22 protein-coding genes and 1 tRNA gene are annotated in these 22,149 nt (G+C 69.2%); 9 read left to right on the top strand and 14 right to left on the bottom strand.

Features of this window, described 5'->3' with window-relative positions:
• The first annotated feature begins 3 nt into the window (after window positions 1-3).
• Complete coding sequence (locus tag J2754_RS04755) at window positions 4-873, top strand: hypothetical protein (RefSeq protein WP_211086799.1); 870 nt, start codon at window positions 4-6, stop codon at window positions 871-873.
• A 5-nt stretch (window positions 874-878) separates the two neighbouring features.
• Window positions 879-1,283, top strand: a complete 405-nt coding sequence (locus tag J2754_RS04750; RefSeq protein WP_211086798.1) for a hypothetical protein — start codon at window positions 879-881, stop codon at window positions 1,281-1,283.
• Between the two features lie 12 nt (window positions 1,284-1,295).
• Here J2754_RS04750 and J2754_RS04745 read toward each other — a convergent pair whose 3' ends face one another.
• From J2754_RS04745 to panB, 4 genes are all read right to left on the bottom strand, one after another.
• Window positions 1,296-1,772, bottom strand: a complete 477-nt coding sequence (locus J2754_RS04745; RefSeq protein ID WP_188878159.1) for a GNAT family N-acetyltransferase — start codon at window positions 1,770-1,772, stop codon at window positions 1,296-1,298.
• Window positions 1,773-1,837: 65 nt separating this feature from the next.
• Window positions 1,838-4,108 carry a CDC48 family AAA ATPase gene (locus J2754_RS04740; RefSeq protein ID WP_188878157.1) on the bottom strand — a complete coding sequence of 757 codons (2,271 nt, stop codon included), beginning with the start codon at window positions 4,106-4,108 and terminating at the stop codon, window positions 1,838-1,840.
• Entirely contained in the window at window positions 4,105-4,356 is a 252-nt protein-coding gene (locus tag J2754_RS04735) for a DUF7127 family protein (RefSeq protein WP_188878156.1), read from the bottom strand. The genes J2754_RS04740 and J2754_RS04735 overlap by 4 nt, the downstream gene beginning before the upstream one ends.
• 204 nt (window positions 4,357-4,560) lie before the next feature.
• Window positions 4,561-5,334, bottom strand: coding sequence for a 3-methyl-2-oxobutanoate hydroxymethyltransferase (gene panB / locus J2754_RS04730; RefSeq protein ID WP_188878155.1), 774 nt, complete (start codon window positions 5,332-5,334; stop codon window positions 4,561-4,563).
• Between the two features lie 69 nt (window positions 5,335-5,403).
• On the opposite strand from panB, the gene J2754_RS04725 reads away from it, so the two are divergent.
• A complete protein-coding gene (locus J2754_RS04725) occupies window positions 5,404-5,661 on the top strand; it encodes a DUF5822 domain-containing protein (RefSeq protein ID WP_188878154.1) in 258 nt (85 codons plus the stop codon).
• 20 nt (window positions 5,662-5,681) lie between these two features.
• Here J2754_RS04725 and J2754_RS04720 read toward each other — a convergent pair whose 3' ends face one another.
• On the bottom strand, window positions 5,682-6,218 hold the full coding sequence (locus tag J2754_RS04720) for an HAD family hydrolase (protein ID WP_188878153.1): 537 nt from the start codon (window positions 6,216-6,218) through the stop codon (window positions 5,682-5,684).
• A 158-nt stretch (window positions 6,219-6,376) separates the two neighbouring features.
• On the opposite strand from J2754_RS04720, the gene cysE reads away from it, so the two are divergent.
• Window positions 6,377-6,961 carry a serine O-acetyltransferase gene (cysE, locus tag J2754_RS04715; protein WP_407647949.1) on the top strand — a complete coding sequence of 195 codons (585 nt, stop codon included), beginning with the start codon at window positions 6,377-6,379 and terminating at the stop codon, window positions 6,959-6,961.
• A gap of 66 nt (window positions 6,962-7,027) precedes the next feature.
• Here cysE and J2754_RS04710 read toward each other — a convergent pair whose 3' ends face one another.
• The 7 genes from J2754_RS04710 to J2754_RS04680 all read right to left on the bottom strand — a co-directional run bounded on the left by J2754_RS04710 (window position 7,028) and on the right by J2754_RS04680 (window position 13,463).
• A complete protein-coding gene (locus tag J2754_RS04710; protein WP_188878151.1) occupies window positions 7,028-7,561 on the bottom strand; it encodes a helix-turn-helix domain-containing protein in 534 nt (177 codons plus the stop codon).
• Between the two features lie 160 nt (window positions 7,562-7,721).
• A tRNA-Leu gene (locus tag J2754_RS04705) sits at window positions 7,722-7,806 on the bottom strand.
• A 502-nt stretch (window positions 7,807-8,308) separates the two neighbouring features.
• Window positions 8,309-9,490 (bottom strand): orc1/cdc6 family replication initiation protein, encoded by a 1,182-nt coding sequence (locus J2754_RS04700; protein WP_188878150.1) that lies wholly within the window; start codon window positions 9,488-9,490, stop codon window positions 8,309-8,311.
• Window positions 9,491-10,074: 584 nt separating this feature from the next.
• Window positions 10,075-11,550, bottom strand: coding sequence for an amidophosphoribosyltransferase (gene purF / locus J2754_RS04695; protein ID WP_188878149.1), 1,476 nt, complete (start codon window positions 11,548-11,550; stop codon window positions 10,075-10,077).
• 352 nt (window positions 11,551-11,902) lie between these two features.
• Window positions 11,903-12,076: a 50S ribosomal protein L37e gene (locus J2754_RS04690; RefSeq protein WP_188878148.1), complete on the bottom strand. Its 174-nt coding sequence runs from the start codon at window positions 12,074-12,076 to the stop codon at window positions 11,903-11,905.
• Window positions 12,073-12,267, bottom strand: a complete 195-nt coding sequence (locus tag J2754_RS04685; protein WP_188878147.1) for an LSM domain-containing protein — start codon at window positions 12,265-12,267, stop codon at window positions 12,073-12,075. The genes J2754_RS04690 and J2754_RS04685 overlap by 4 nt, the downstream gene beginning before the upstream one ends.
• A 134-nt stretch (window positions 12,268-12,401) precedes the next feature.
• Window positions 12,402-13,463 (bottom strand): M20/M25/M40 family metallo-hydrolase, encoded by a 1,062-nt coding sequence (locus J2754_RS04680; protein WP_188878146.1) that lies wholly within the window; start codon window positions 13,461-13,463, stop codon window positions 12,402-12,404.
• 138 nt (window positions 13,464-13,601) lie between these two features.
• On the opposite strand from J2754_RS04680, the gene J2754_RS04675 reads away from it, so the two are divergent.
• From J2754_RS04675 to J2754_RS04655, 5 genes are all read left to right on the top strand, one after another.
• Window positions 13,602-13,853 carry a hypothetical protein gene (locus J2754_RS04675; protein ID WP_188878145.1) on the top strand — a complete coding sequence of 84 codons (252 nt, stop codon included), beginning with the start codon at window positions 13,602-13,604 and terminating at the stop codon, window positions 13,851-13,853.
• 52 nt (window positions 13,854-13,905) lie between these two features.
• Window positions 13,906-14,853: a zinc-dependent metalloprotease gene (locus tag J2754_RS04670; RefSeq protein WP_188878144.1), complete on the top strand. Its 948-nt coding sequence runs from the start codon at window positions 13,906-13,908 to the stop codon at window positions 14,851-14,853.
• 223 nt (window positions 14,854-15,076) lie between these two features.
• Window positions 15,077-16,318 (top strand): glycosyltransferase family 2 protein, encoded by a 1,242-nt coding sequence (locus tag J2754_RS04665; RefSeq protein WP_188878143.1) that lies wholly within the window; start codon window positions 15,077-15,079, stop codon window positions 16,316-16,318.
• A gap of 37 nt (window positions 16,319-16,355) precedes the next feature.
• Window positions 16,356-19,001 carry an AAA domain-containing protein gene (locus J2754_RS04660; RefSeq protein ID WP_211086797.1) on the top strand — a complete coding sequence of 882 codons (2,646 nt, stop codon included), beginning with the start codon at window positions 16,356-16,358 and terminating at the stop codon, window positions 18,999-19,001.
• A gap of 2 nt (window positions 19,002-19,003) precedes the next feature.
• Window positions 19,004-19,774: a DUF6789 family protein gene (locus tag J2754_RS04655; RefSeq protein ID WP_211086796.1), complete on the top strand. Its 771-nt coding sequence runs from the start codon at window positions 19,004-19,006 to the stop codon at window positions 19,772-19,774.
• Window positions 19,775-19,779: 5 nt separating this feature from the next.
• Here the strand turns inward: J2754_RS04655 and J2754_RS04650 are convergent, their stop codons facing one another.
• Both J2754_RS04650 and J2754_RS04645 read right to left on the bottom strand, forming a co-directional pair.
• A complete protein-coding gene (locus tag J2754_RS04650) occupies window positions 19,780-20,847 on the bottom strand; it encodes an mRNA surveillance protein pelota (protein ID WP_211086795.1) in 1,068 nt (355 codons plus the stop codon).
• A 180-nt stretch (window positions 20,848-21,027) separates the two neighbouring features.
• Window positions 21,028-21,972 (bottom strand): DUF4013 domain-containing protein, encoded by a 945-nt coding sequence (locus tag J2754_RS04645; RefSeq protein ID WP_211086794.1) that lies wholly within the window; start codon window positions 21,970-21,972, stop codon window positions 21,028-21,030.
• Window positions 21,973-22,149 lie beyond the last annotated feature (177 nt).

Raw genomic sequence — 22,149 nt, 5'->3', positions numbered from 1 at the left:
AGCATGAACATCGACGACCTCCGCGCGGCACAGACGCGCGAACGGACGACGGACGGCTTACAGGACCTGCCGGACTCCTTCTACCGGGAGGCCGCGGGGTACATCGCGGACCTCCGCGAGCGCCGCGAGCAGGCGGCCGCCGAAGCGGACGATCCCTTCGGGGACGACGAGGTCCAGTCGCTCACCGACGAGATCGAGACCGCAGAGCAGGTCGCGGAGGCCATCTACGAGCGTCGGGTCGGCAAGATCGTGAAGCAGGCCAGTCTCTCGGCCGCCGGAATGGGAGCGGACGCCGACGGGCTGACCGCGGAGGAGCGAGCCCTCTACACCGACCTCGTCGCGCGTATCGAGTCGAACAAGTCGCGCGTCCTCGACGTCCTCGCGGGCGAGACGGACGCCGCGACCGACGCCGGCCCGGACGCCCACGCGCCGCCGGAACGCGACGAGTCGCCCGACCCGGCGGACGTCGTGAACGACCGAGCGGCGGGCGCCGAGACCGAAACAGCGGGAGCGCACGCGTCCGAGTCCGGGGCGGGCGCGCCGACGCCGCCGCCGGACGAGCCCGCGCCCGACGAACGGGCGGACGCGGACGACGCGGCCGCAGAATCGTCCACCGCTGCCGCGGCGATGGGCGGCGACGGTGCGTCGCTCGACGGCGACGACGCTGACGGCGAGGAGGCGAACGCCGGGACCGACGCGAGCGCCGACGACCCCGACATCGAGCGCTCGACCGTCCGCATCACGACGGACGTCGGCGAAGTGTACGGGATCGACGAGCGCGCGTACACCCTCGAGGCCGACGACGTCGTCACGCTCCCCGTGGAGAACGCCGAGCCGCTGCTCGCGCGCGACGCCGCGGAGAAACTGGACTGATCGAGATGTTCACCGTTCTGGCGAGCTTCGTCCTCGGCGTCGTCTCCTCAACCATCGTCTGGTTCTACATCAAACCGCTGTCGGACGTCGCGTCCTGTATCCAACAGGTGGACACGGATCTGCGCTACTACCGTGACGTGATCACTAGCCCGGGACCGAACAGCCACACCGAATCAACCCTGAACGAGGCGTCCGAGGCGCTCCGTATGGACGGCGCAGAACTGCGTGCCGCGACTAATCAGGTACCGTTCTATTCGGACGTTCGCCATCTGGCCGGGCTTCCGCCGAGAGATGCTATCGACGAATCGTATCGGAAGCTCATCGGTCTCTCGAATGGAGTCTACGAGGAGGAAGTAACCGAGACGAACACCGAGTGGGTCGATGACGTCGAAGAAAAGCTGGAGCTGTAAGTCGAGACCTGACTAATCGAGCGGTTTCTGCATCTGGTAGCGTTCGGCGGTGAGCCCGGACGCCTCGTAGAGCGCGAGCGCCGCCTCGTTGTCGGCGTCGACGTTGAGGTCGAGGTGCGCGCAGTCGCGTAGGCGACCCCACTCCTCGACGGCGGCGAGGAGCGCGCGCCCGGCCCCGCGGCGGCGGGTCTCTGGCACGACGTAGAGGTCGCTGACGTGACACTCGCGGACGTCCTCGAATATCGGTGCGGGCCCGCGGAGTTCGGCGCTCACGTAGCCGACGCGCTCGCCGTCCTCGCGCCCGACGTACGTCACGGTCCCCTCGTCGGCCAGCCGCGAGCGATAGTGCGAGCGGCCGGTCTCGCGGAGGCCGTCGCGCTCGTCGATCTCGTAGCCGGTCATCGACGCCGCCATCTCCCGCTTCGCCGGGAGCCACAGCTCCGTGACGAACCCGTCGAGGTCGGCCTCGCGTAACCGCGCGATTTCCATGCCGGTCGAGTGGGCGATACGCGGAGAAACGGCTTACGGAAGCGATCGGAGAAGGGGGAGTCGCGTTACTGGAAGGCGCGGCCGGTGTCGCGTTCCTTCTCAGGCGACTCGGCCGTCTCGAATCGCTGTTCGATCTCCTGGTACTGCTCGCGGACGTCCTCGGTGACGGAGGGACCGACCTCGCCGAGCGCCTCCTCGAAGTGCGCCATCGTCACGCGGACGTTGCTCACGGAGTCGGCGGCGTCCTCGGGCGAGACGGTGTTGACGAACTCGCGCGTCGCGGCCATCGTCGCCTCGCGGACGAGCGCTTCGAGGTCCGCGCCGACGAAGCCCTCGGTGCGCCGGGCGATCCGGTCGAGGTCGACGTCGTCGGCGAGCGGTTTGCGCTCGGTGTGGACGTCGAGGATGGCGCGGCGGGCCTCCTCGTCGGGGACGGGCACGTGGATGTGCCGGTCGAGACGACCCGGTCGGAGGAGCGCGGAGTCGATGAGGTCCGGCCGGTTCGTCGTCGCCACGACGACGACGTCCTCTAGGTCCTCGATGCCGTCGAGCTCCGTGAGGAGCTGGCTGACGACGCGTTCGCCGACGCCGGAGTCGCTCTGGTTCCGACCGCGCTGACCCGCGATGGAGTCGATCTCGTCGAAGAACACCACCGTCGGTGCGTTCGAGCGGGCCTTCTCGAAGACCTCGCGGACGCCCTTCTCGGACTCGCCGACGTACTTGTTGAGGAGCTCGGGGCCCTTGATCGAGATGAAGTTCGAGTTCGCCTCGTTGGCGACGGCCTTGGCGAGCAGGGTCTTCCCCGTGCCGGGCGGCCCGTACATCAGGACGCCCTTCGCGGAGTCGAGATCCATCGACTCGAACACGTCGGGGTAGTCGAGGGGCCACTGGATCGTCTCGCGCAGGCGCTCTTTCGTGTCTTCGAGGCCGCCGACGTCCGCCCACGTGACGTCCGGCACCTCGACGAACACCTCGCGCATCGCCGACGGCTCGATGCCCTTCAGCGCCTCCTTGAAGTCGTCCTCGGTGACCCGGATGGACTCAAGGATCTCGGCGTCGATCTCGTCCGATTCGAGATCGAGGTCGGGACGGATGCGCCGCAGGGCGTTCATCGCGGCCTCCTTCGCGAGGCTCTCGATGTCCGCGCCGACGAACCCGTGCGTGTTCTCCGCGAGCTCGTCGACCGCAACGCCGTCGGCAAGGGGCATGCCGCGTGTGTGGACGTGGAGGATCTCCTTGCGGCCCTCCTGGTCGGGGACGCCGACCTCGATCTCGCGGTCGAAACGGCCGCCGCGTCGGAGCGCGGGGTCGACGGCGTCGACGCGGTTCGTCGCCGCGATGACGATGACGTCGCCGCGCTCCTCCAAGCCGTCCATCAGCGAGAGCAGCTGGGCGACCACGCGGCGCTCGACGTCGCCGCCGGCCTCCTCGCGCTTGGGCGCGATGGAGTCGATCTCGTCGATGAAGACGATCGCGGGCGCGTTCTCCTCGGCCTCGTCGAAGACGTCGCGGAGCTTCTCCTCGGACTCCCCGTAATACTTCGACATGATCTCCGGACCGGAGATCGTCTGGAAGTGCGCGTCGATCTCGCTGGCGACGGCCTTGGCGATGAGCGTCTTCCCGGTGCCGGGCGGGCCGTGGAGCATGACGCCCTTCGGCGGTTCGATGCCGAGCTGCTGGAAGAGCTCGGGGTGGCGCATCGGGAGCTCGATCATCTCGCGCACCTGTTCGAGTTCGTCGTCGAGACCGCCGATGTCCTCGTAGGAGACGTTCGGCGTGTTCTCGCCGCCGGTACCGGTGCGTCCGTCGCCGATCTCCTCGGCGGGGATCTCGCTCACTTGGATCTCCGTGGAGTCGGTGACGACGACGGTCCCCTCGGGGTCGCTTCCGGCGATTCGGACGGGGATGCGCTGGCCGCTCATCTGACCGAAGCCGCCGAAGCCGAAGGGGACGCGGATGGTCTGCCCCGTCGTGACGGCCTTCCCGGAGAGCCTGTCGTGGATGTACGGCGAGATGTCCCCCCGGATGCGGAGGTTCTGCGGGAGGGCAACGCTGATCGACTTCGCGGGGTTGACGTCCGCCTTCTCGATGGTGACGCTGTCGTCGATGCCGACGTCGGCCTCCTGGCGGACGTCGCCGTCGATCCGGACGACGCCTTCGCCCTGATCTTCGGGATAGCCCGGCCAGACGCGGGCGATGGCGCGGCCGTCGCCGCTACCCTCGATGACGATGTAGTCACCGTTGTCGAGGCCCAGTTCGTCCATGGCCCGGCGGTCGACGGCCGCGAGGCCGCGACCGGCCTGGTCCTGTTTGAGGGGTTTGACCGTCAGTTTCATCGCTTCACCTCGACGGTGATGATCCCGTTGTTGATAAACGCGCGGGCGACCTCGCCCGCGGGGAGTTCGATCTCGTGCTGCGCGTCCTCGTCGTCGCCCGTGACGACGACGATGGCGGTGCCGTCGACGACGTCGACGGCCACCCGCTCGTCGGCGAAAGGCGTGTCGGCCACGACGACGGTCTCGCCGTCGTAATCGTAGCGTTCGACGAGTCCGCGCTGGTCGGTCAGCGTGTTCTGTGGCTTCATTGTTGCTAACTTCTGGTTAGGTTCGAGAGCATATAAACCTGTCGTAGAAATCGGCCGCTTGTTATAAAGAACGGGGCGAGCGGTTGAATTGCGGTCCCACCGTCGCCGTCGAAGCCGGCCGTCGAGTGACGGCGCACGGACGGCCGACGCGAGCGGTCGGTCGTCGTTCGTCGACGGGTCGAGCGACGATCCCTCTGGCCCCACTCAGTCGTCGCGCGGGAACGAGCCGTCGTCGACCGCGTCCCGGTACGCCTCGATCGCCGAGCGCATCTCCGCGGCGACGTCTCCGAACCGCTCGGCGAACGGGGGGACGCGCTCGGAGAGCCCGAGGACGTCGGTGATGACGAGCACCTGACCGTCGGTCGCGTCGCCCGCGCCGATCCCGATCGTCGGCGTGGAGAGCGCGTCCGTGACGTCGGCGGCCACGTCGTCCGGTACGTGTTCGAGCACGACGCTGAACGCCCCGGCGCTCTGGTGAGCCTCCGCGAGCGATTCGATCTCCGCGGCGGCCTCCGCCGTCGCACCCTGCTGTTCGAGGCCGAGTTGGTTGATCCGTTGGGGGGTCAGTCCGACGTGCGCCATGACCGGGATCCCGAGGTTCACGAGCCGCTCGGTGAGGCCGACGGTGTGCGGCCCGCACTCCAACTTCACCGCGTCCGCGCCCGCCTCGCGGATCAGTCGGCCGGCGTTCTCCACCGCGTCGGCGTCGTCCGCGCCGTAGCTCAGAAACGGCATGTCCGCGACGACGAGGGCGTCCTCCGCGCCGCGCGCGACCGCGCCCGTCCGCGACGCGACGTCGTCCATCGTCACGGGGAGCGTCGAGTCGTACCCCATCACGGCGTTCCCCATGCTATCGCCGACCAGTAGGACGTCGATGCCCGCCTCGTCGGCGATGCGCGCCGTCGGCGTGTCGTACGCCGTCAGCATCGTGATCGGGTCGTCGCCGGTTCGCTCGCGGATGTCCTGCACGGACGTCATGCGGTCGTCTACCCCGGGCAGACCGTTAAACACGCGGCTTTTATCCGGGACGCCCACGCAGGGACGGGCATGCCGGACGTCGTCGAAGAGACCGATCCCGAGGGCGTCGACTACGGGTGGGTGATGCAGACGACGTTCGTCCTCACCATCGTCGTCGGCGCGCCCGTCGTGGCGCTCGTCGCGTTCGTCAGCGGCGTTTCGATCCCGACGTGGAGCGCGCAGGCCGCCTTCGCCATCCGGGTCGGCGCCGTCGTCTGGATCGTCACCGCCGTCGCCGTCTACCTCTACGCGCGGCGGACGGCCGTCGACGCGGACGCGGAGGGGTGAGCGTGCTTACAGCGCTCCGCTCACACGTACCGAAAGCCCGTGCCAGCTCGCCGCGCGGTCTCGGCGTCCCGCTCGGAGTCGCCGACGAAGACGACGTCGCCCGGGTCGAGATCGAGGGCGTCGACGGCGCGCAGGAGCGGCGCGGGATCGGGCTTGCGGGCGGGGACGGTGTCGCGGCCGACGATCGCGCGGAGGCGCTCCGCCAGTCCCTCTTTCTCCAGTGCGACGCGACAGGCGCGCTCGCAGTTGAGCGAGCAGACCGCGGCCGGTCGCGTGGCGTCGCGGAGCTCGTCCGCGTGCGGCAGTCGCTGTGCCCGTTTCGCCCCGGCGTGCTCGTGATCGCTGATGAGCGCGTCGGCCTCCGCGCCGATCCCGGCCTCTTCGGCGGCGTCGAGGTACTCCCACGCGCCGAAGCCGCTCGTGTCGACGTCGACGGTCGCTAAGAGGTCCGTGAGGTCGTGTTCGACGGCCCGCCAGTCGACGGCGAGGCGAACGAGCGTCCCGTCGAGGTCGTAGACGACGCCTTCGTACCCGTCGTCCGCGTCCGTATCGCTCATGTCACGTCTTTGAGCGCCGGCGGTCATAGCGCCTTCGGCGCGCGGGGCCGGAAGCGCTGGCCTTTTGCCGTGTGCGGGCGCACGAGAGTGCATGATGAGAGACGCAGACGGCGAGGTGACCCTCGCGTTCGGTCGCGGTCGACGCGACGGTGACGACCGTGGGTAGCCTCGCACGGTTCCGCGCGGACGTCGAGGCCGTCTTGGAGGCCGACCCGGCCGCGAAGAGCCGCCTCGAAGTGCTGTTGTGTTATCCCGGGCTCCACGCGGTCTGGGCGCACCTGTTGACGCACGCCCTCTGGGAGGACGGCGAACGCCTGCTCGCCCGCGTCGTCTCCCAGCTCGTCCGCTGGCTCACCGGCGTCGAGATCCACCCGGGCGCGGAGCTCGGCGAGCGCGTCGTCATCGACCACGGGATGGGCGTCGTCATCGGCGAGACCGCGGTCGTCGGCGACGACGTGCATATGTACCACGGCGTCACCCTCGGCGGCGCGAACCCACGCCCCGTGAAGCGACACCCGACCGTCGGCGACGGCGTCACCATCGGCGCCGACGCGACGCTCCTCGGTGACATCGAAATCGGCGACGGCGCGAAGGTCGGCGCCGGTGCCGTCGTCACGACGGACGTGGAGCCGGGCGCGACGATGATCGGCGTCCCCGCCGAGCGCGTCGATCGGAACGCGGACGCGGACGAGTCGGAGGTCGCCACGCCGGACGACGCGACCCGAGCCGACGGCGACGACTAGATCGGCGTTCCGCCGAGGAGGATCGAGACGTCGCGCCGATTCCGAGGGTAGGTACTCCGAGGCGAGTTATTCCGAGACGAGCGTCACGTCGAGGCGCTCCTCGAGCGCGCGGACGACGCTTCCGCCGACGCCGGCTTGCGTCGCGCGGCCCTGCTCGATCGCCAACAGGTCGTTCTCGTCGACGTCGAGCTCCTCTGCGAGCTCGGCGAGCTGGAGCCCTTCTTCTTGTCGTGCCGCCTCGACGCGTTCGCCGTATCCCGAGACGAGGTACGGCAGGCGGTCGCGCTCGTAGTTCGTCCCGTGCTCCTCCCAGTGCGAGGAGTCCCCGCGCGTCGCGTCGATCTGTTTGGCGGCCGTGCGGACCGCGCTGTTGCGCTCGCGCTCGCTCCCGCCGCTGCTCCCGCTGGGCGATCCGTTGCCGGAGTTCGCGTCGCGCCGCGAGCGCTTCTTGCTCTCGTCGAGGTCCGCACAGCTCTGGCAGACGGTGAGCTCGGCACCCGCGACGGACGCGGTCGTGAGGGAGTCTGTGGACGTTCCGCAGAGCTCACAGGTCCCTCCACCGCCGCCACCGGAGGAGCCGCCCGTGGAGTATTTTGCCATACCCCCCGGTAGGCGGAGGTACCATTTCAATACGGCGCTTCGCGGGGTAGTCGCCCCGCTGTGCGTCGTCGTTCGGAGTAGGAAGTTGTGCGTGGGTGATGTCCCGAAAGGGAATCACCGTGCATCGCTTTGCCGCGGGTGAGTGCCCGCGTGAGTGCGATGCGTGGGACCGGATTTGAACCGGCGAACCTCTACAGGACAGCGCCCTCAACGCTGCGCCTTTGGCCTAGCTTGGCTACCCACGCTCGCTCTCGCGTTCGCATTTCTTCGTACTGCTGGGTTAAGTAAGAGACTTGCGATTCGACCCCGGAGTGCGACACCGAAGCAGGGAGCGGCGCGGCGTTTCGCGCCGCTGGTGCCGTCTCCGTGCGATCTGGTACCGTTCCGGGGACCGGCCGAGACTCGTCGACGGATCGCACGGACACCACCCCCACCCCGTTCTGCAAATGTTTCCGGACGTCGAAGTCGGGGTGACAGGACGGCGAACAGCACGGTGCGTCCGGCGCGTCACGCGTCGGCGAACGCTCCCCCACCCCGTTCTGCAAATGTTCTGCGTGCGATCGGGGGTATCGTCGCCGTCCACGGTTGCGCGTGCAACGTTCGACGTTGGCGACTGCACGCGCGGCGTCGCGGCGACGGCCGGAAGGTCGACACCGCGGAGAAACGGCTTCGTCGACGTGGACACGCCTACGCCTCTGTCTATGCGTCTCCTCCACGCGTCTCCCGCAGAGCCTACCGAGCCGACTATCACTCCTCGGCACCGAGAACGGAGGTGACGATGCCGGGTTCGACGTCGAGTTCGTACTCGTAGTACTGGCCCCCACCGCGACCGTGGTTGCGGTCGTACTGCGCCAAGAAGCCGAGCATCGCTAAGTCGATCAGGTGGTCGTGGACGGAGCGCTGGCTGAGCGGGTCCGCGCCACTCTCCGCACAGACGCGCTCGTACATCCCGTACGCCTCCTTCGCCCGGACCGGCGTCTCCGCCTCGATGGCGAGGTTCGTGACCGCGAGGAGCGTGTAGCGGCCGTGCGTCGTCAGATCACGGATCGAGTCCTTCACGCGGCCGCGCTCGACGCGGTTCTCCGCGGCGTCGACGTCCGCCTCCGCGACCGTCTCGCACCCGTCCTCGACGGCGACGTTCGCGGCCTCTCGGAGGAGGTCGATGGCCTGACGCGCGCTCCCCCGGTCTTGGGCGGCGAGCGCCGCGCACTTCGGGATAACCGAGTCGTCGAGGACGCCGCTCGATAAGCCCTTCTCCGCGCGATCCGAGAGGATCGTCCGGAGCTCGTTCGCGTCGTAGGGCGGGAACTTGATCTCCCGCTCGCAGAGCGTGTCCTGTACCTTCGAGGAGAGGTCGTTCCGGAAGGTGTAGTCGTTCGAGATACCGATCACTCCGACCTGCGAGTGCTCGATGTTGCCGTTCGCCTTCGCGCGCGGAAGCTGATAGAGGAGCACGTCGTCGTCACCGAGGTTGTCGATCTCGTCGAGCACGACCAGCACCGTTCCCTCGCGGTCCTCGATCTCCTCGAAGAGCGCGGTGAGGACGTCGGAGGTCGAGAGCCCGGTGGTGATCGCCTCCCGCTCGGTGTCAGCCCGGAGTTCGTTCACGAGCGCGATGGCCGCCTGGTACGACGAGGGATGGTGATGACAGTTCACCTCCGCGACGTGGACGTCGTCGACGTCCGGGCGCTGATCGGCCTCGACGCGCAGCATGTCCATCATGTAGCGCGTCACTGCGGTCTTCCCGACGCCGGTTTTCCCGTAGACGAAGACGTTCTCGGGCTCCCACCCGTCCACGACGTCCTGCAGCGCGTTCGCGTACGCCTCGATCTCCTCGTCGCGTTCGAGGATCTCCTCGGGTTCGTACTGCTGTTTGAGGACGTTCTTGTCCGTGAAGACGCCCGTGCGCTTTCGGAACGGCGTGTCCATCGCTATCCGAATCCCCGTTCGACGACGTTCTCCATAAAGGTATTCTTCTACTGATTCTAGTGTTTCACGTGTTTCACACGACCCCCGGATTTCGAGTGTTCGCGTCATCCACGGCGCGCGACCGGTCGGTCGTGTCGTGCGCGGTAGGTTCAGAACCGAGTCGTCGCGCGGCACGCGCCGATCGCCCCGACGACACAGCCGACCGCGAGACGCGACGGACGGCACGCATGGGGGCGAACCGGGCCCGTCGATCGCCCGCCCGAACATTTGCAGAACGGGGAGAGGGGATCGAGAGCGGGCGTGGAACGAAAGCGACGGTAGAGCGAGCGAGTGGAGTCGAAGGTGAATGGAGCCGGGGACAGAGGGAGTCGAGCGCGGAGGGACGAACCCGACGGCGGTCACGTCGCGTCCAGACGCCGACACCCCCGCTGGAGATCGCCGCGGAACATTTGCAGAACGGGGGGAGGGGGTCGAGAGCGGGCGTGGAGCGAGAGCGGACTCGAAGCGAGAGCGGGCCGCGGAACGAACGCGACGGTGAGGACGGACGCGGTCGGCGGCGGACATCGGCTTCGAGACCCGCCGTCTCAGTCGTCGGCGGGGGCGTCGGCACCGGCGGTGGGGCGTCGCACGTCCCGGTCGGTGGTCTCGCCGTCGATGTCGTAGGGGTATTCGCCGGTGACACAGCCGAGGCAGAGGTCGGCGCGCGAGCGCCCGAGCGCCTCCGTGACGGCGTCGACGGAGAGATAGGAGAGGCTGTCCGCGCCGATCTGCTCGGCGATCTCGTCGGCGGACTGCTCGGCGGCGATGAGTTCGTCGCGGGTCGCCATGTCGATCCCCATGTAGCAGGGGGCGACGATGGCGGGCGCGCCGATCCGGATGTGGACCTCCTCTGCGCCCGCCTCGCGGACGAGCTGGACGAGCTGATTCGAGGTCGTCCCGCGGACGATGCTGTCGTCGATGATGGTCACCGACTTGCCCTCGACGGTCGAGCGGATGGGGTTGAGCTTCAGGCGGACGGCGCGCTCGCGGGCCTCCTGCGTCGGCATGATGAACGTCCGGCCGACGTAGCGGTTCTTCATCAGCCCCTCGGCGAACTCGACGCCCTCGCCGTCGCCCTCCTGGGACGCGTCGGCGTAGCCGGAGGCGAACGCCCGCCCCGAGTCGGGGACGGGCATCACGACGTCGCTCTCGACGTTGGACTCCTCCCAGAGCTTCCGGCCCAGCTCGCGTCGAACCTCGTAGACGAGCTCGCCGTCGATGGTCGAGTCCGGGCGCGCGAAGTAGACGTGTTCGAAAAAGCAGTGGGCGGTGTTGTCGCGTTCGACGAGCTGATACGAGTCGAATCCGCTTCCGTCCTCGTGGAGCACGACGAGCTCGCCGGGACGGACGTCGCGGACGAGAGTGCCCCCCAGCGTATCGATGGCGGCGGACTCCGAAGCGAGGACGTAGCCGTCGTCGACCGCCCCGATACAGAGCGGCCGGTTCCCCTCCGGGTCGCGGACGCCGAGGATCGTGTCGTCGTGACTGATCGTGAGCGCGTACGAGCCGTGGATGCGGTTCATCGTCCGCTTGACGGCGCGCACGAGGTCCTCCTCCAAGAGGTTGCGCGCGAGGTCGTGCGCGATGACCTCGGTGTCGCCGTCGCTCGTGAACGCGTGGCCGGAGGCGGCGAGTTCGTCGCGGACGCTCGCGGCGTTGACGAGGTTGCCGTTGTGGCTGAGCCCGAGCGCGCCGCCCTTGAACGAGACCGTGAAGGGCTGTGCGCACGACTTGTCGACGCTCCCCGCGGTGGGATAGCGGACGTGGCCGATGGCCGCGCTGCCTTGGAGCGCCTCGATGTCGTCCTCGTCGAACGCGTCGCCGACGAGACCCATCTCGACGTGGTCGTGCTGCTGGAAGCCGTCGTGGGTGACGATCCCGGCGGACTCCTGCCCGCGATGCTGGAGCGCGTACAGCGCGTAGTACGTCGGGAGCGCGGCCGGGCGCTCGCCGAGGGAGACACCGACCACGCCGCACTTCTCCCGCGGTCCGCTCTCGACCGTCTCGTCCCGCCCTGTCATGGTCTCTCCTGCGTTCGCATCACGTAAAACATCCGTGGTTGTGAAGCGATCCGCCGCTATACCGCCCACAGTATACACGTTCGTGTAACGCCACTGGTCGTCCCGATCGAGACGCGTGCGCCCGTACGCCGACCGACCGGCGACGAGACTGACGAGGCGGAGTACCGAGACGGTGCCGGACAGGAACGCACGGGCCGTCGGTTCGGGGAGCGAACCGCCGCGGTCACGAGACGCGACCGAGGCGACACTGAACGCGGCGGAGTTGACACCGATCGCGAACGATCGCGGGTGGCCGTAGATAGTCGCAGACGGAGCCGCGGCTACGCGGCGTGAGAACGAAAGAGAGAACGGGTTATTCGCCCTGCTTCGACTGCCACTCGTAGCTGCGGCGCTTCGCGGACTTGCCGAAGCCACAGCTCGAACAGACCTTCTTCCGCGAGTGGTACGACTTCTCGCCACAGCGGCGGCACTTGACGTGCGTCGTCTTGTTCTTCTTCCCCTGGCTCGGCGTACCGGCTCCAGTCATGGGTTGATCGTTACGACGTTATCGCCGCGTATAACGATTGTGTCTTCACCTGCGTCGGTGTTCTCCAGAACGAGGTTCATGTGCTGGTCGTATCCAGTGAGGACGCCGGTGTGCTCTCCACCGTCCTTGAGTGCCACGGTCACGGTCTCTTCGAGGGAAGCCTCGAGGACGTCCAGCGGTCGGCCGCTCATACAACATCGGGTGCCCGTCGCACGCTTAAACGTACCGACTCATCCGGCGCGCGAAACGCGTCTGACGGCCGCACTCACCGCCGCGGTCCCGCGAGGGCACCGCGCCGCGACTCGAAACGCCGGCCGGCCCGGGCTCAGAGCTCGACGGCGAACGACTCGCGCCCGGCCGCGTCGACGGCGAACGCCGCGAGGAGGTCCGCGGCGGCGTCCAAATCGTCCGTGTCGACGACCTCCGCGGGCGTGTGCATGTAGCGGTTCGGAAGTCCGAGGTTGAGCGACGGGACCCCGCTCCGGGCGGTGTAGAAGGCGTCGGCGTCCGTCCCGGTGCGGATCCCGGTGGCCTGCAGCTGGACGTCGATCCCCTCGTCGGCCGCGGCGTCGCGGACGGCCCCGACGACCGCGCTGTGGTTCGTCGACCCGCGCGCGACCACGGGCCCGTCGCCGAGCGCGATCTCGTTGTGCTTGTTCCCGGGGAACTCGGGGTGGTCGGACGCGTGCGTGACGTCGACCGCCACGGCCGCGTCCGGATCAAGGTCGTAGCCGACCATCTTCGCGCCGGAGAGGCCGACCTCCTCCTGGACCGTGGAGACGGCGTAGACGGTCGACTCGGCGCCGCGTTCGGCGGCGCGTCGGAGCGCCTCGGCGGCGACCCAGATCCCGACGCGGTTGTCGAGGCCGCGCCCGGTGAGCAGCGATCCGCGGAGGGGGGCGGGCGACTGCGCGATCGTCACCGGGTCGCCGACGCTCACGATCTCGCGGGCCGCCGCCTCGTCGGCGGCACCGACGTCCACGGTCATCTCCTCGATGTCGTCGTACTCCGCGTCGTCCCGGTCGCGGACGTGGATGGCCGCCTGTCCGATCACGCCGTTCACGGGCCCGTCGGCGGTGTGGACGTGCACCCGCCTGGCCTTCGAGACGGAGTTGTCGCTCCCGCCGACGGGCGCGAGGTGGAGGTACCCGTCGGAGTTGATCGCCGAGACGACGAAGCCGATCTCGTCCGCGTGACCGCCGACGGCGATCTCGGGGCCGCTCCCGCCGTCGTAGACCGCGATCGCGTTCCCGTAGTCGTCGGTGCGGACGTCGTCCGCGAAGCGCTCGACGTACTCGATCCAGACGCGCTGGGCGGGCGTCTCGAAGCCCGAGGGGCTCGCCGTGGCGAGCAGGTCGGTGAGGAACTCCCGCTGATCGTCGTCCATACCGACCGGCGCGGCCGGCGCGGGGAAGAAGCCACCGGAACCCGACCGACCGTGACGCTTCGTCGCCGCCGTCGCCTCCGTCGCGGCGGACGCGTCGACGGTCGCAACCCACTTGCGCCTCCGCGACGACGTACGCCTATGGGCATCATCGAATTCCACGTGCACGACGGCCTCTCCTTCGAGGCCGAGTTCGGCGACGAATCGAGCGGCGACGTCGGCATCGCGCCGGTCGACGGGGAAGAGACGGACGAAGTCGACGGCGCCGGGGTCGGGTGCGGCCGCGGCGAGTCCAAGGCCCTCGGCCTCTTCGTCGTCCTCGGCTTCCTCGTCGTCACCGGGCTCCTCGTCAAGCGCAAGCTGGGCGGCGCCGCGACCGACACCGAGATCTGAGCGGCTCCCGACTGAGGACAAGGCCTATCCCGACACGGCACCGATTTCGGGTATGACGCTTCTCGACAGCGCCCGTGCGGTCGCGGGCGCGTCTGGCGACGACGCCGTCGACTGGGCGGCGGTCGCCGACGCGGCGAAGGGCGCGACCGACGCCGGCGCGCTCGACCTCACGTCCGCCGACCGCGAGGGGTACGCGAGCGACGTCCGGGCGGCCCGCGCGCGCATCCGCCGCGTCTCCGGCCTCGATTTCGACGTCCCCGAGACGATCGACGTGCAGAACCGCCACCACTGGATCGACGCGAACGTCGAGACGTTCCGCCGGGCGTTCGCGCCGCTCGAACGCGAGGCCGCCTTCCCCGGCGTCGCGCGCACGTTCAACACCGCGACGACCGCCGGGACGCTCTCCTTCGTCGCCGGCCGCGTCCTCGGGCAGTACGACCCCCTGTTGCTCGCGGAGAGCGACGACCACCGGCTCTACTTCGTCCACCCGAACATCGTCGCCGCGGCGATCTCGATGGACGTCGCCGTCCCGCGCTTCCGACGGTGGATCGCCTTCCACGAGGTGACGCACGCCGCGGAGTTCGGAGCCGCCCCGTGGCTTGGCGACCACCTCGAAACGCGGTTGCGGGAGGGCGTCGACGGCCTCTCCCGGGCCGAACTCCACGCGGACGCCTTCAGCGAGCTCGTGACGACGATGACCGCCGTCGAGGGGTACGCCGAGCTCCTGATGGACCGGGCGTTCGACGACTCCTTCGACGACCTCCGCCGGAAGCTCGACGAACGCCGTCGCGACGAGGGACCGCTCGGGGACCTCCTCAAGCGCCTCCTCGGCTTCCACCTCAAGCGCGAGCAGTACGAACGCGGGAAGGCGTTCTTCGACGCCGTCGCGGACGCCCGCGACGTCGAAACCGCCGGGCTCGTCTGGGAGTCGCCGGAGCACCTCCCGAGCGACACGGAACTCGACGAGCCGATGCGCTGGGTCGCCCGCGTCGCCGCGTAGCGGGGCGGGACCGCTCGGGACGGATCGGGACCGGGCGGAATCGCGTCATCCGTCCCCGCCCGCCGTCCGCAGATTATGTCCTGTCCGCCGTCCGCGTATCGTTCCCTATCCGCCGTCCGCACGTCGTCTCCTGTCCGCCGCGGGCCGCAGTCTCCGCTCCGTCGACTCGGCGTTACCAGTCGGGATACTAACACTCAAGTCGTGGACGCCCCTCGCGTCGATCATGCCGTCGGTGGCGAACGCGATCCTCGTCGGCCTCGTCGTCCTCCTCTGGGCCGCGCTCATCCTCTACGGCTCCTCCGTGGTGTGGTGGATCGTCGAGGTCGTCGCGCTCCGGTCGGGCGTCCACGACCCCGGCGAGGACTTCGCGCACGGCCTCGACGAGGTACAGGTGCGGATACTGACGATCGACGCGGCGGACGTCGTGCAAGCGACGGTGAACAGCGTCCCGGACGAGGTCGACGACGTCCGCGTGATCGCCGAGGCACCGATCGACGTCGAGGGCGCGACGGTCCACGTCGTCCCCGAATCCTTCGACTGCGTGGCGACGAACAAGGGCCGGGCGATCGAGTGGGCGCGCCGCGAGGTGCCCTGTGAGCGCGAGTACGTCCTCTACCTCGACGAGGACACGCTGGTCACCTCGTTTACGGGCCTTCCGGACGCGGACGTCGTGCAGTTCACCGAGAAACCCATCTACACGGGATCGTGGCTCACCTACGTCTGCGAGGTCTTCCGCGTCGGGTATCAGACCGAGCAGGTCGGCTTCGATAGCCTCCGCTACCCGCTCTACGCGTGGGGCGGCGGCATCGCCTTTCGACGCGAGCTCGAAGACGCGGTGACGTGGGACGCGGCGACCGTCACGGAGGACACCAACTTCGTCTGGCGGGCCGCCGAACACGTCGACCTCGATTTCACCGTCGTGAACGCGCGCTTCCGCAATCAGGCCCCGCCATCGCTGAAAGCGATGATCAAACAACGTCGGCGGTGGCTCTCGGGGACGATGCAGGACGACACGCTCCCCACGGCCTACGTCCCGCTCGCGCTCACGCGCGTCGTCGCGTGGGCGTTCAGTCCCCTGGTGCCCCTGCTCGTCGTCGGCACGTACCTCGTCCCGGGGGGCGCACCCGACCTCCGGCTCTACGGGCTCATCTCGACGGCCCTCCTCTGCGTCCTCTTCTGCTACACCACGCTCGGCTGTCGCGCCTACGATAAGCACCCGTTCGTCTGGCCGGTCTTCCTCGTGGCGACGCCGCTCGCCGTCGTCCTCCACGCCATCGGCGCGTTCTGGGGCGTGATCGACCCCGTCAAGACCTTCGAGGTGACGGAGAAGGTGACCCCGGAGACCATCGAGGACACCCACGAGCCGCTCGAACGGGGCGACATCGCCGAGCACGACGGGACGGGGCGGCTCGTCTCGGCGCACGCCGACCGCGAGGACCTCGGCTGGCAGATCTTCGACGACTAGCGACAGCGTTTTTCGCCGTCCGCGACTACCGCCGGGCGTGACTATCCGGGGCGACGTGACGGCCGTCGGAGACGGACGGACGGTCAGCACGCAGTACGGCGAGCGCGACCTCGTCGAGGTGACGGTCGACCCGGGCGACGCCCCGTCCCGGACCCTGACCCTCTGGGGGAAGTGGACGGAGACCGCGGACTACCTCGAACCCGGAATGGAACTCCTCCTGACCGATCCCGAGGAGCGCGAGTGGAACGGCGAGACGCAGTATTCGACTTCGAAGGGCTCCTACGTCGTCGTGGAGCCCGACTACCTCGTCGACGTGACGGACATCAGGGAGTGGGTACAGTGTCCCCGACAGTACTACCTCTCGAAGCTCTCGGGGCTCCCGCTCAAGTATCCCGTGGCGAAGGGGACGCTCGTCCACGAGGTGTTCGGCGACCTCCTGCGCGGCCGGGACCTCGACGACGCCATCGACGACGCGGTGGACGACGCGGGCCTCGAACTCGGCCTCCTCGGCGAGGACCCCGAGTCGGTCCGCGAGGAGGTGCGCCAGCACGCCGCGGCCATCGAGGGGTGGCTGAATCAGGGCCTCCTCACGGAGGAGGACGACTGGCGCTCCGAGTACACCCTCATCTCGGACACGTTCGGAATCAAGGGCCGCTGTGACGCCATCCGCCGGGGGATGCCCGTGGAGTTGAAGACGGGGAAGAACACGAACCGCGACCCGCGCTTCCACGACAAGATCCAGGCGGCCTGTTACGCCCTGATGCTCGAAGAGCGCGGCGTCGAGGCCGACACCGGGACCTTGCTCTACACGAAGAACGCCGCGGTCGACCGCGGCGAGGAGAGCGGCGACCTCTCGCCCGCAAAGGAGTTCTCGATCGGGCCCGGCCTGCTGGAGTTCGTCGTCCGCTCGCGCAACCGCCTCGCCGCGATGGAGCACGACATGACGGTGCCGACGGGCAAGGAGTCGAACGCGAAGTGCGAGTACTGCTTCTCGCAGGACGCCTGCATGGTCGTCTCCGGTCGGCTGAATCAGGAGTCGAAGGCCGGGCAGATCGGATCGATGCTCCCCGAGGCCGAGCGCGACTACTTCGAGGCGCTCTACGAGGCGATCGAGGCCGAACGCCGCGAGATCCACCGCGAGTACGTGAAGCTCTGGGAGCAAACGCCCGACGAACGCGCCGACGACGACCGGGCCGTCATCGGCCTCGAACCCGACGGCCGCGAGGAGCTCACCGACGGCCGCTGGCGGCTGCGCGCGCGCCGTCCGGCGGCGGCGTCCTCGAAGATCCGCGAGGGCGACCACGTGCTCGCCAGCGACGGCGATCCGGTACACGGCACCGCGGAGATGGGTCGCGTCGAACGCCTCGACGAGGAGCGGGTGGTCGTCACGACGGACGAACCGCTCGATCTTCGGCGGGTAGACGTCTACCCCTCGGAGCTCTCCGTCTCGCGGATGCTGACCGCGCTCCACGACTTCGTTCTGAAGGGCGACCAGCGACGCAAGGACGTCCTGCTCGGCCGCGAGTCGCCGACATTCCGCGACGGGGAGCGCGACGTCGTGTCGAACAACGAGGCGCAGAACGCGGCGGTGAATCGCGCGCTGAACGCCGAGGACTTCGCGCTGATCCACGGGCCGCCCGGGACGGGCAAGACGTACACGATCGCCACGCTCGTCCGCGAACTCCTCGCGCGCGGCGATCGCGTCCTGCTCTCCGCGTTCACGAACCGCGCGGTCGACAACGCCCTGGAGGCCGTCGAGGAGCAGGGCGTCGACGACGTCGTCCGCGTCGGCACCGAGACCGGCGTCCGCGAGGACATGCGCGAGTACCGATTGGAGAACGCGGGCGGCCCCCACGAGCAGGCGGACGCGCTCGGTGCGGCGTCGCTCGTCGCGGCCACCACGTCCTCGTGCGGGTCGCGCGTGATGCGCTCGCAGGAGTTCGACGTCGTGCTTGTTGACGAGGCGAGCCAGCTCACCGAACCGGGGGCGCTCGCGGCGATCAACCGCGGCGCGACGTTCGTGCTCGTCGGCGACCACCACCAGCTCCCTCCGGTCGTGCAGGCCGGCGGTCGGCTCACCACGTCGCTCTTCGAGCGCCTCATCGAGGAGCACCCCGAGGCGGGCGTTCTGCTGGAGAGTCAGTACCGGATGCGACAGCGCATCCAGGCGTTCTCCTCCACGGAGTTCTACGGGGGCAGACTCCGTCCGGCGAGCGGGGCGGTGGCGACGCAGTCGCTCGCCGACCTCGGCGTCGATACGGACGACGCGGACGTCGTGGACGGCGTCGGGTTCGTGGACGTCACGGGTACGACGGACGCACACGTCGACCCTCGGGAGGCCGAGCGGGTCGCCGAGATCGTCGACGCCCACCTCGACGCCGGCCTCGACACCTCTCAGATCGGCGTTATCGCGCCGTTCCGCGCGCAGGTGGGCGAGATCGGCCGCCGCGTCCCCGAGGGGGTCGCGGTCGACACCGTGGACCGCTTCCAGGGCTCCGCGAAGGAGGTGATCGTCGTCTCGTTCGTCGCCACCGGGAGCCTGGACGGGCCGATCTTCGAGGACTACCGGCGGCTGAACGTCGCCCTGTCGCGGGCGAAGAAAGCGCTCTTGCTGGTGGGGGACGCGGCCGCGCTCGGCACCGACGACTTCTACGCGCGGATGCTCGACTGGGCGCGCCGCTAGCGATGCGGGTGACGGTCCTCGGGACGGGAAGCGCGCTTCCGGACGGCGAGCGCGCGCAATCCGGGTTGCTCGTCGGCGACGGTGGGGCGCGCGTGCTCGTGGACTGCGGGAGCGGCGTCCTCGAACGCCTCGCGCGAACCGAGACCGGACCGACGGGTCTCGACGCCGTCTGCCTCACGCACCACCACCTCGATCACGTGAGCGACCTCCTCCCCCTGCTGAAGTCGCGGTGGCTCGCGGCCGGAGACGACGGTCCCGCGGCGCTCCCCGTCGTCGGCCCACCCGGGACGACCGAGCTGATCGACGACCTGCTCGACGTCCACGCCTACCTCGCCGATCGCGTCCGGGTCGAGCCGCGCGACGTCGCCGGCGGCATCGCCGGAACAGCCGGACTCGTGTCCGTCCTCTTCGCCGGGGACGTGCTGACCGGCTATCGCGCCCGCCCCTTCGAATCGCTCGGCTCGTTCGTCGGCGCACAGCCCGATCCCGCGGTCGGCTTCCTGCTGTTCGCGGCGATCGGGGTCTTCGCGTGGCCGCTCGTCTACCTCAGCCTCCGCGAGTGCCTCCCGGGCGGCGTGCCCGGGGCTCGCGGCGTCGTCTTCGCCGTTCCGCTCTGGATCGGCTACGCGGTCGTCTTCGGCCTCGGTGCCGGCGAAGGCGGGTCGCTCGTCGGCTTCCCCCTCGTGACGCTCGTCGCGCATCTCGTCTACGGCGGACTGCTGGGATTCGTCTCAGTCCGCCTCGGCGACGGCAACTTCGACGCGACGGTCTGATCCCGTCAGCTCAGCCGATAGCGTAACAGCGCCGCGATCCCGCCGAGGTTGCGGAGGCGCTCGCCGGGCGCGAACTCGTGGCTGAACACCGTCACGTCGCCGCCCTGTCGTTCGACGCTCGTGATGACGTCGTTCACGTCGACGTCCCAGTCGCCCTCGCCGGCGCGTTCCTTGCGCAGGCGCTCGTCGAGGACGAGCAGCGTCTCCACCGCGCCGAACTCCGCGGCCTTCGCCACCTCCTCGATCCCGTACGCGACCGGCTCGTCCGTCCCGAGGCGCGCCATCAGCTCGTCGATCAGCTCGGACTCCTCGGCGATCCGCGTCTCGGCCTGTACGTCCTCGACCGCGCCGCGCTTGAGCACCTCGTGGACGCCGCGTCCGCCCGCCGCGGAGGTGTCGACGGTCGTGACGCGCTCGACGAAGTCCATGTGCTGCTCCTCGAAGTAGTCGAGCGCGTCCTGCTTCGTGAACCCCGGGCCGGCGAGGATGACGGCGTCCGGGTCCATGCGTTCGAGCGCCCCGCCGAGTTCGGCGAACAGCTCCTCGCGCCCGCGGGCGTACTCGCCCTTCCCGGTCGTGCCGGTGAACGACCCGGACTCCTCGACGCCGTACTGTTGGACGGTGTGGACGTACGCCTCGCCCTCCTCGATCGTGGCGATGGCGACGTCGGGCTGATCGGCGGCCTCGACGGCCTCCTCGACGCGCTCGATCTGATCGGGCTGCCACAGCTTCGTGACCGTGATCTCGTCGAACGCCTCGACGTTCAGCGTGTGGTGGAGCCCGAGCTGGTCCTCGCGCGAACAGTCGGCGATGACGCCCGAGACGCGCAGGCGGTTGGCGAACTTGTGGAACTCGACGTCCTCAACGTCCAGGGCGATCCACATCGGCTCGCGCTCCCCGCCCGTATCGCGCATCTGATCGTCCGCGCGCTGGATGCGCCGGGTCGTATCGCCCGAGACCCGATCCCCGGGTTCGAGGACGTACGCGAGGTGCCAGAGGTCGTCGAGGCTCTCCGGAACGAGCGTGAGCCGCTCGCCCCCGCCCTCACGCGCCTCGCGCTCTTTGATCTGCATACGCGAGACTCCGAGGCCGCGGGCCTTGTGTCCTGCTACTCACGCGTCGCGTGGCGACGCGTTCGTCAGTGGAAGCGGGGTGCTTCCGCGCTACTCGCGCCTCACGGCGCGAATCGGCAATGCGGCGGTCTCACGCTACTCGCGCCTCACGGTGCGAATCGGCGATGCGGCGGTCTCGCGCTACTCGCGTCGGTCCTCGGTATCGGTGTCGTCATCCGCCTCCGTCTCGTCGCCGACGCCCTCCGTCGCGTCCGAGAGAGCGGCGCTCTCTTCGTCATCGCCCGACTCGGACCCGTCCGTGGTCGTCCGCGCAGTCGACTCGGAGGGGGGGATGTCGTCGTCCCGTCGATGGTCGCCATCGTCGGATCCGGTCGCATCGCCGCCGACGTCACCGTCGAACTCGCGGTCGAGGCCCATCGCGTCCGCGTACGCCTCGGCGTAGCAGTACCACGAAACGACCTGCGCGTAGAAGATCACGAAGACGCCGACGAAGAAGACGACGAGGAGGACCTGTCCGACGGCGTTCCCGACGACGGCGACGACGAGCGCGAGCAGCCAGCCCACGAGATACGTCGTGTTCAGCGTCGCCTCCTTCAGCGCCGTTATCGAGAACGCGGCCATCACGTCGTCCTCCCGGATCCAGTTCGCGACGGCCGCCGGATAGACGTACCCGACGAGCGCGCCGTAGACGAGGAGGGCGAGGAAGACGAAGGCGGTGAACGCGAGTCCGAGGAACGATCCCGCGTCCGATGACACCTGCGTCGCGTACGCGAGGACGGCGGCGACGACAGCGAAGAACACGACGCCCACGACGACCGGGATTGCGTACACGACGCCGACGAGCAGCATCTTCAGACCGTCGACGAAGAGGGCGGCCCAGTCCTCGAACGTCGGCGGGTTCGGATCGCCGCGGAGGCGGTGACGCATCACGTCGACGAGGTAGCCCTGAACGAGCACGCCCGGAACGAGCGCGAACGGTAACGCCAGGAAGCCGACGAACAGGAAGGAGAGGAGGACACCGAGGCCGGTGATGATGAGCGCTGCGATCGCGAGACCACCACCGATGAGGAGCGTGGTCGTCGACTCCTCACCGCGTAGCGGGTACTTCAGGGCGTCTTCGAGCATACCCGGGACGACGCCCGGCGACGTGAAAAACGTGGGGTCCGTTCCGGCGCGTTCGTCCTCCCTCTCGCGGGTCGCGTCACTCCCCGCTCGGGTGTTCGGTCGCGCCCTCGCTCGCGCTCGGTTGCGACCGACTCCTCGCGGGGGCACTCCGTTCCCCGCTTGGTAACTGGCGACCCC

This window comes from Halarchaeum nitratireducens (assembly GCF_017874695.1).
Classification (GTDB): domain Archaea; phylum Halobacteriota; class Halobacteria; order Halobacteriales; family Halobacteriaceae; genus Halarchaeum; species Halarchaeum nitratireducens.
The sequence above is the reverse complement of the archived record's forward strand: the minus strand, read 5'-3'. Positions and strand labels throughout refer to the sequence as shown.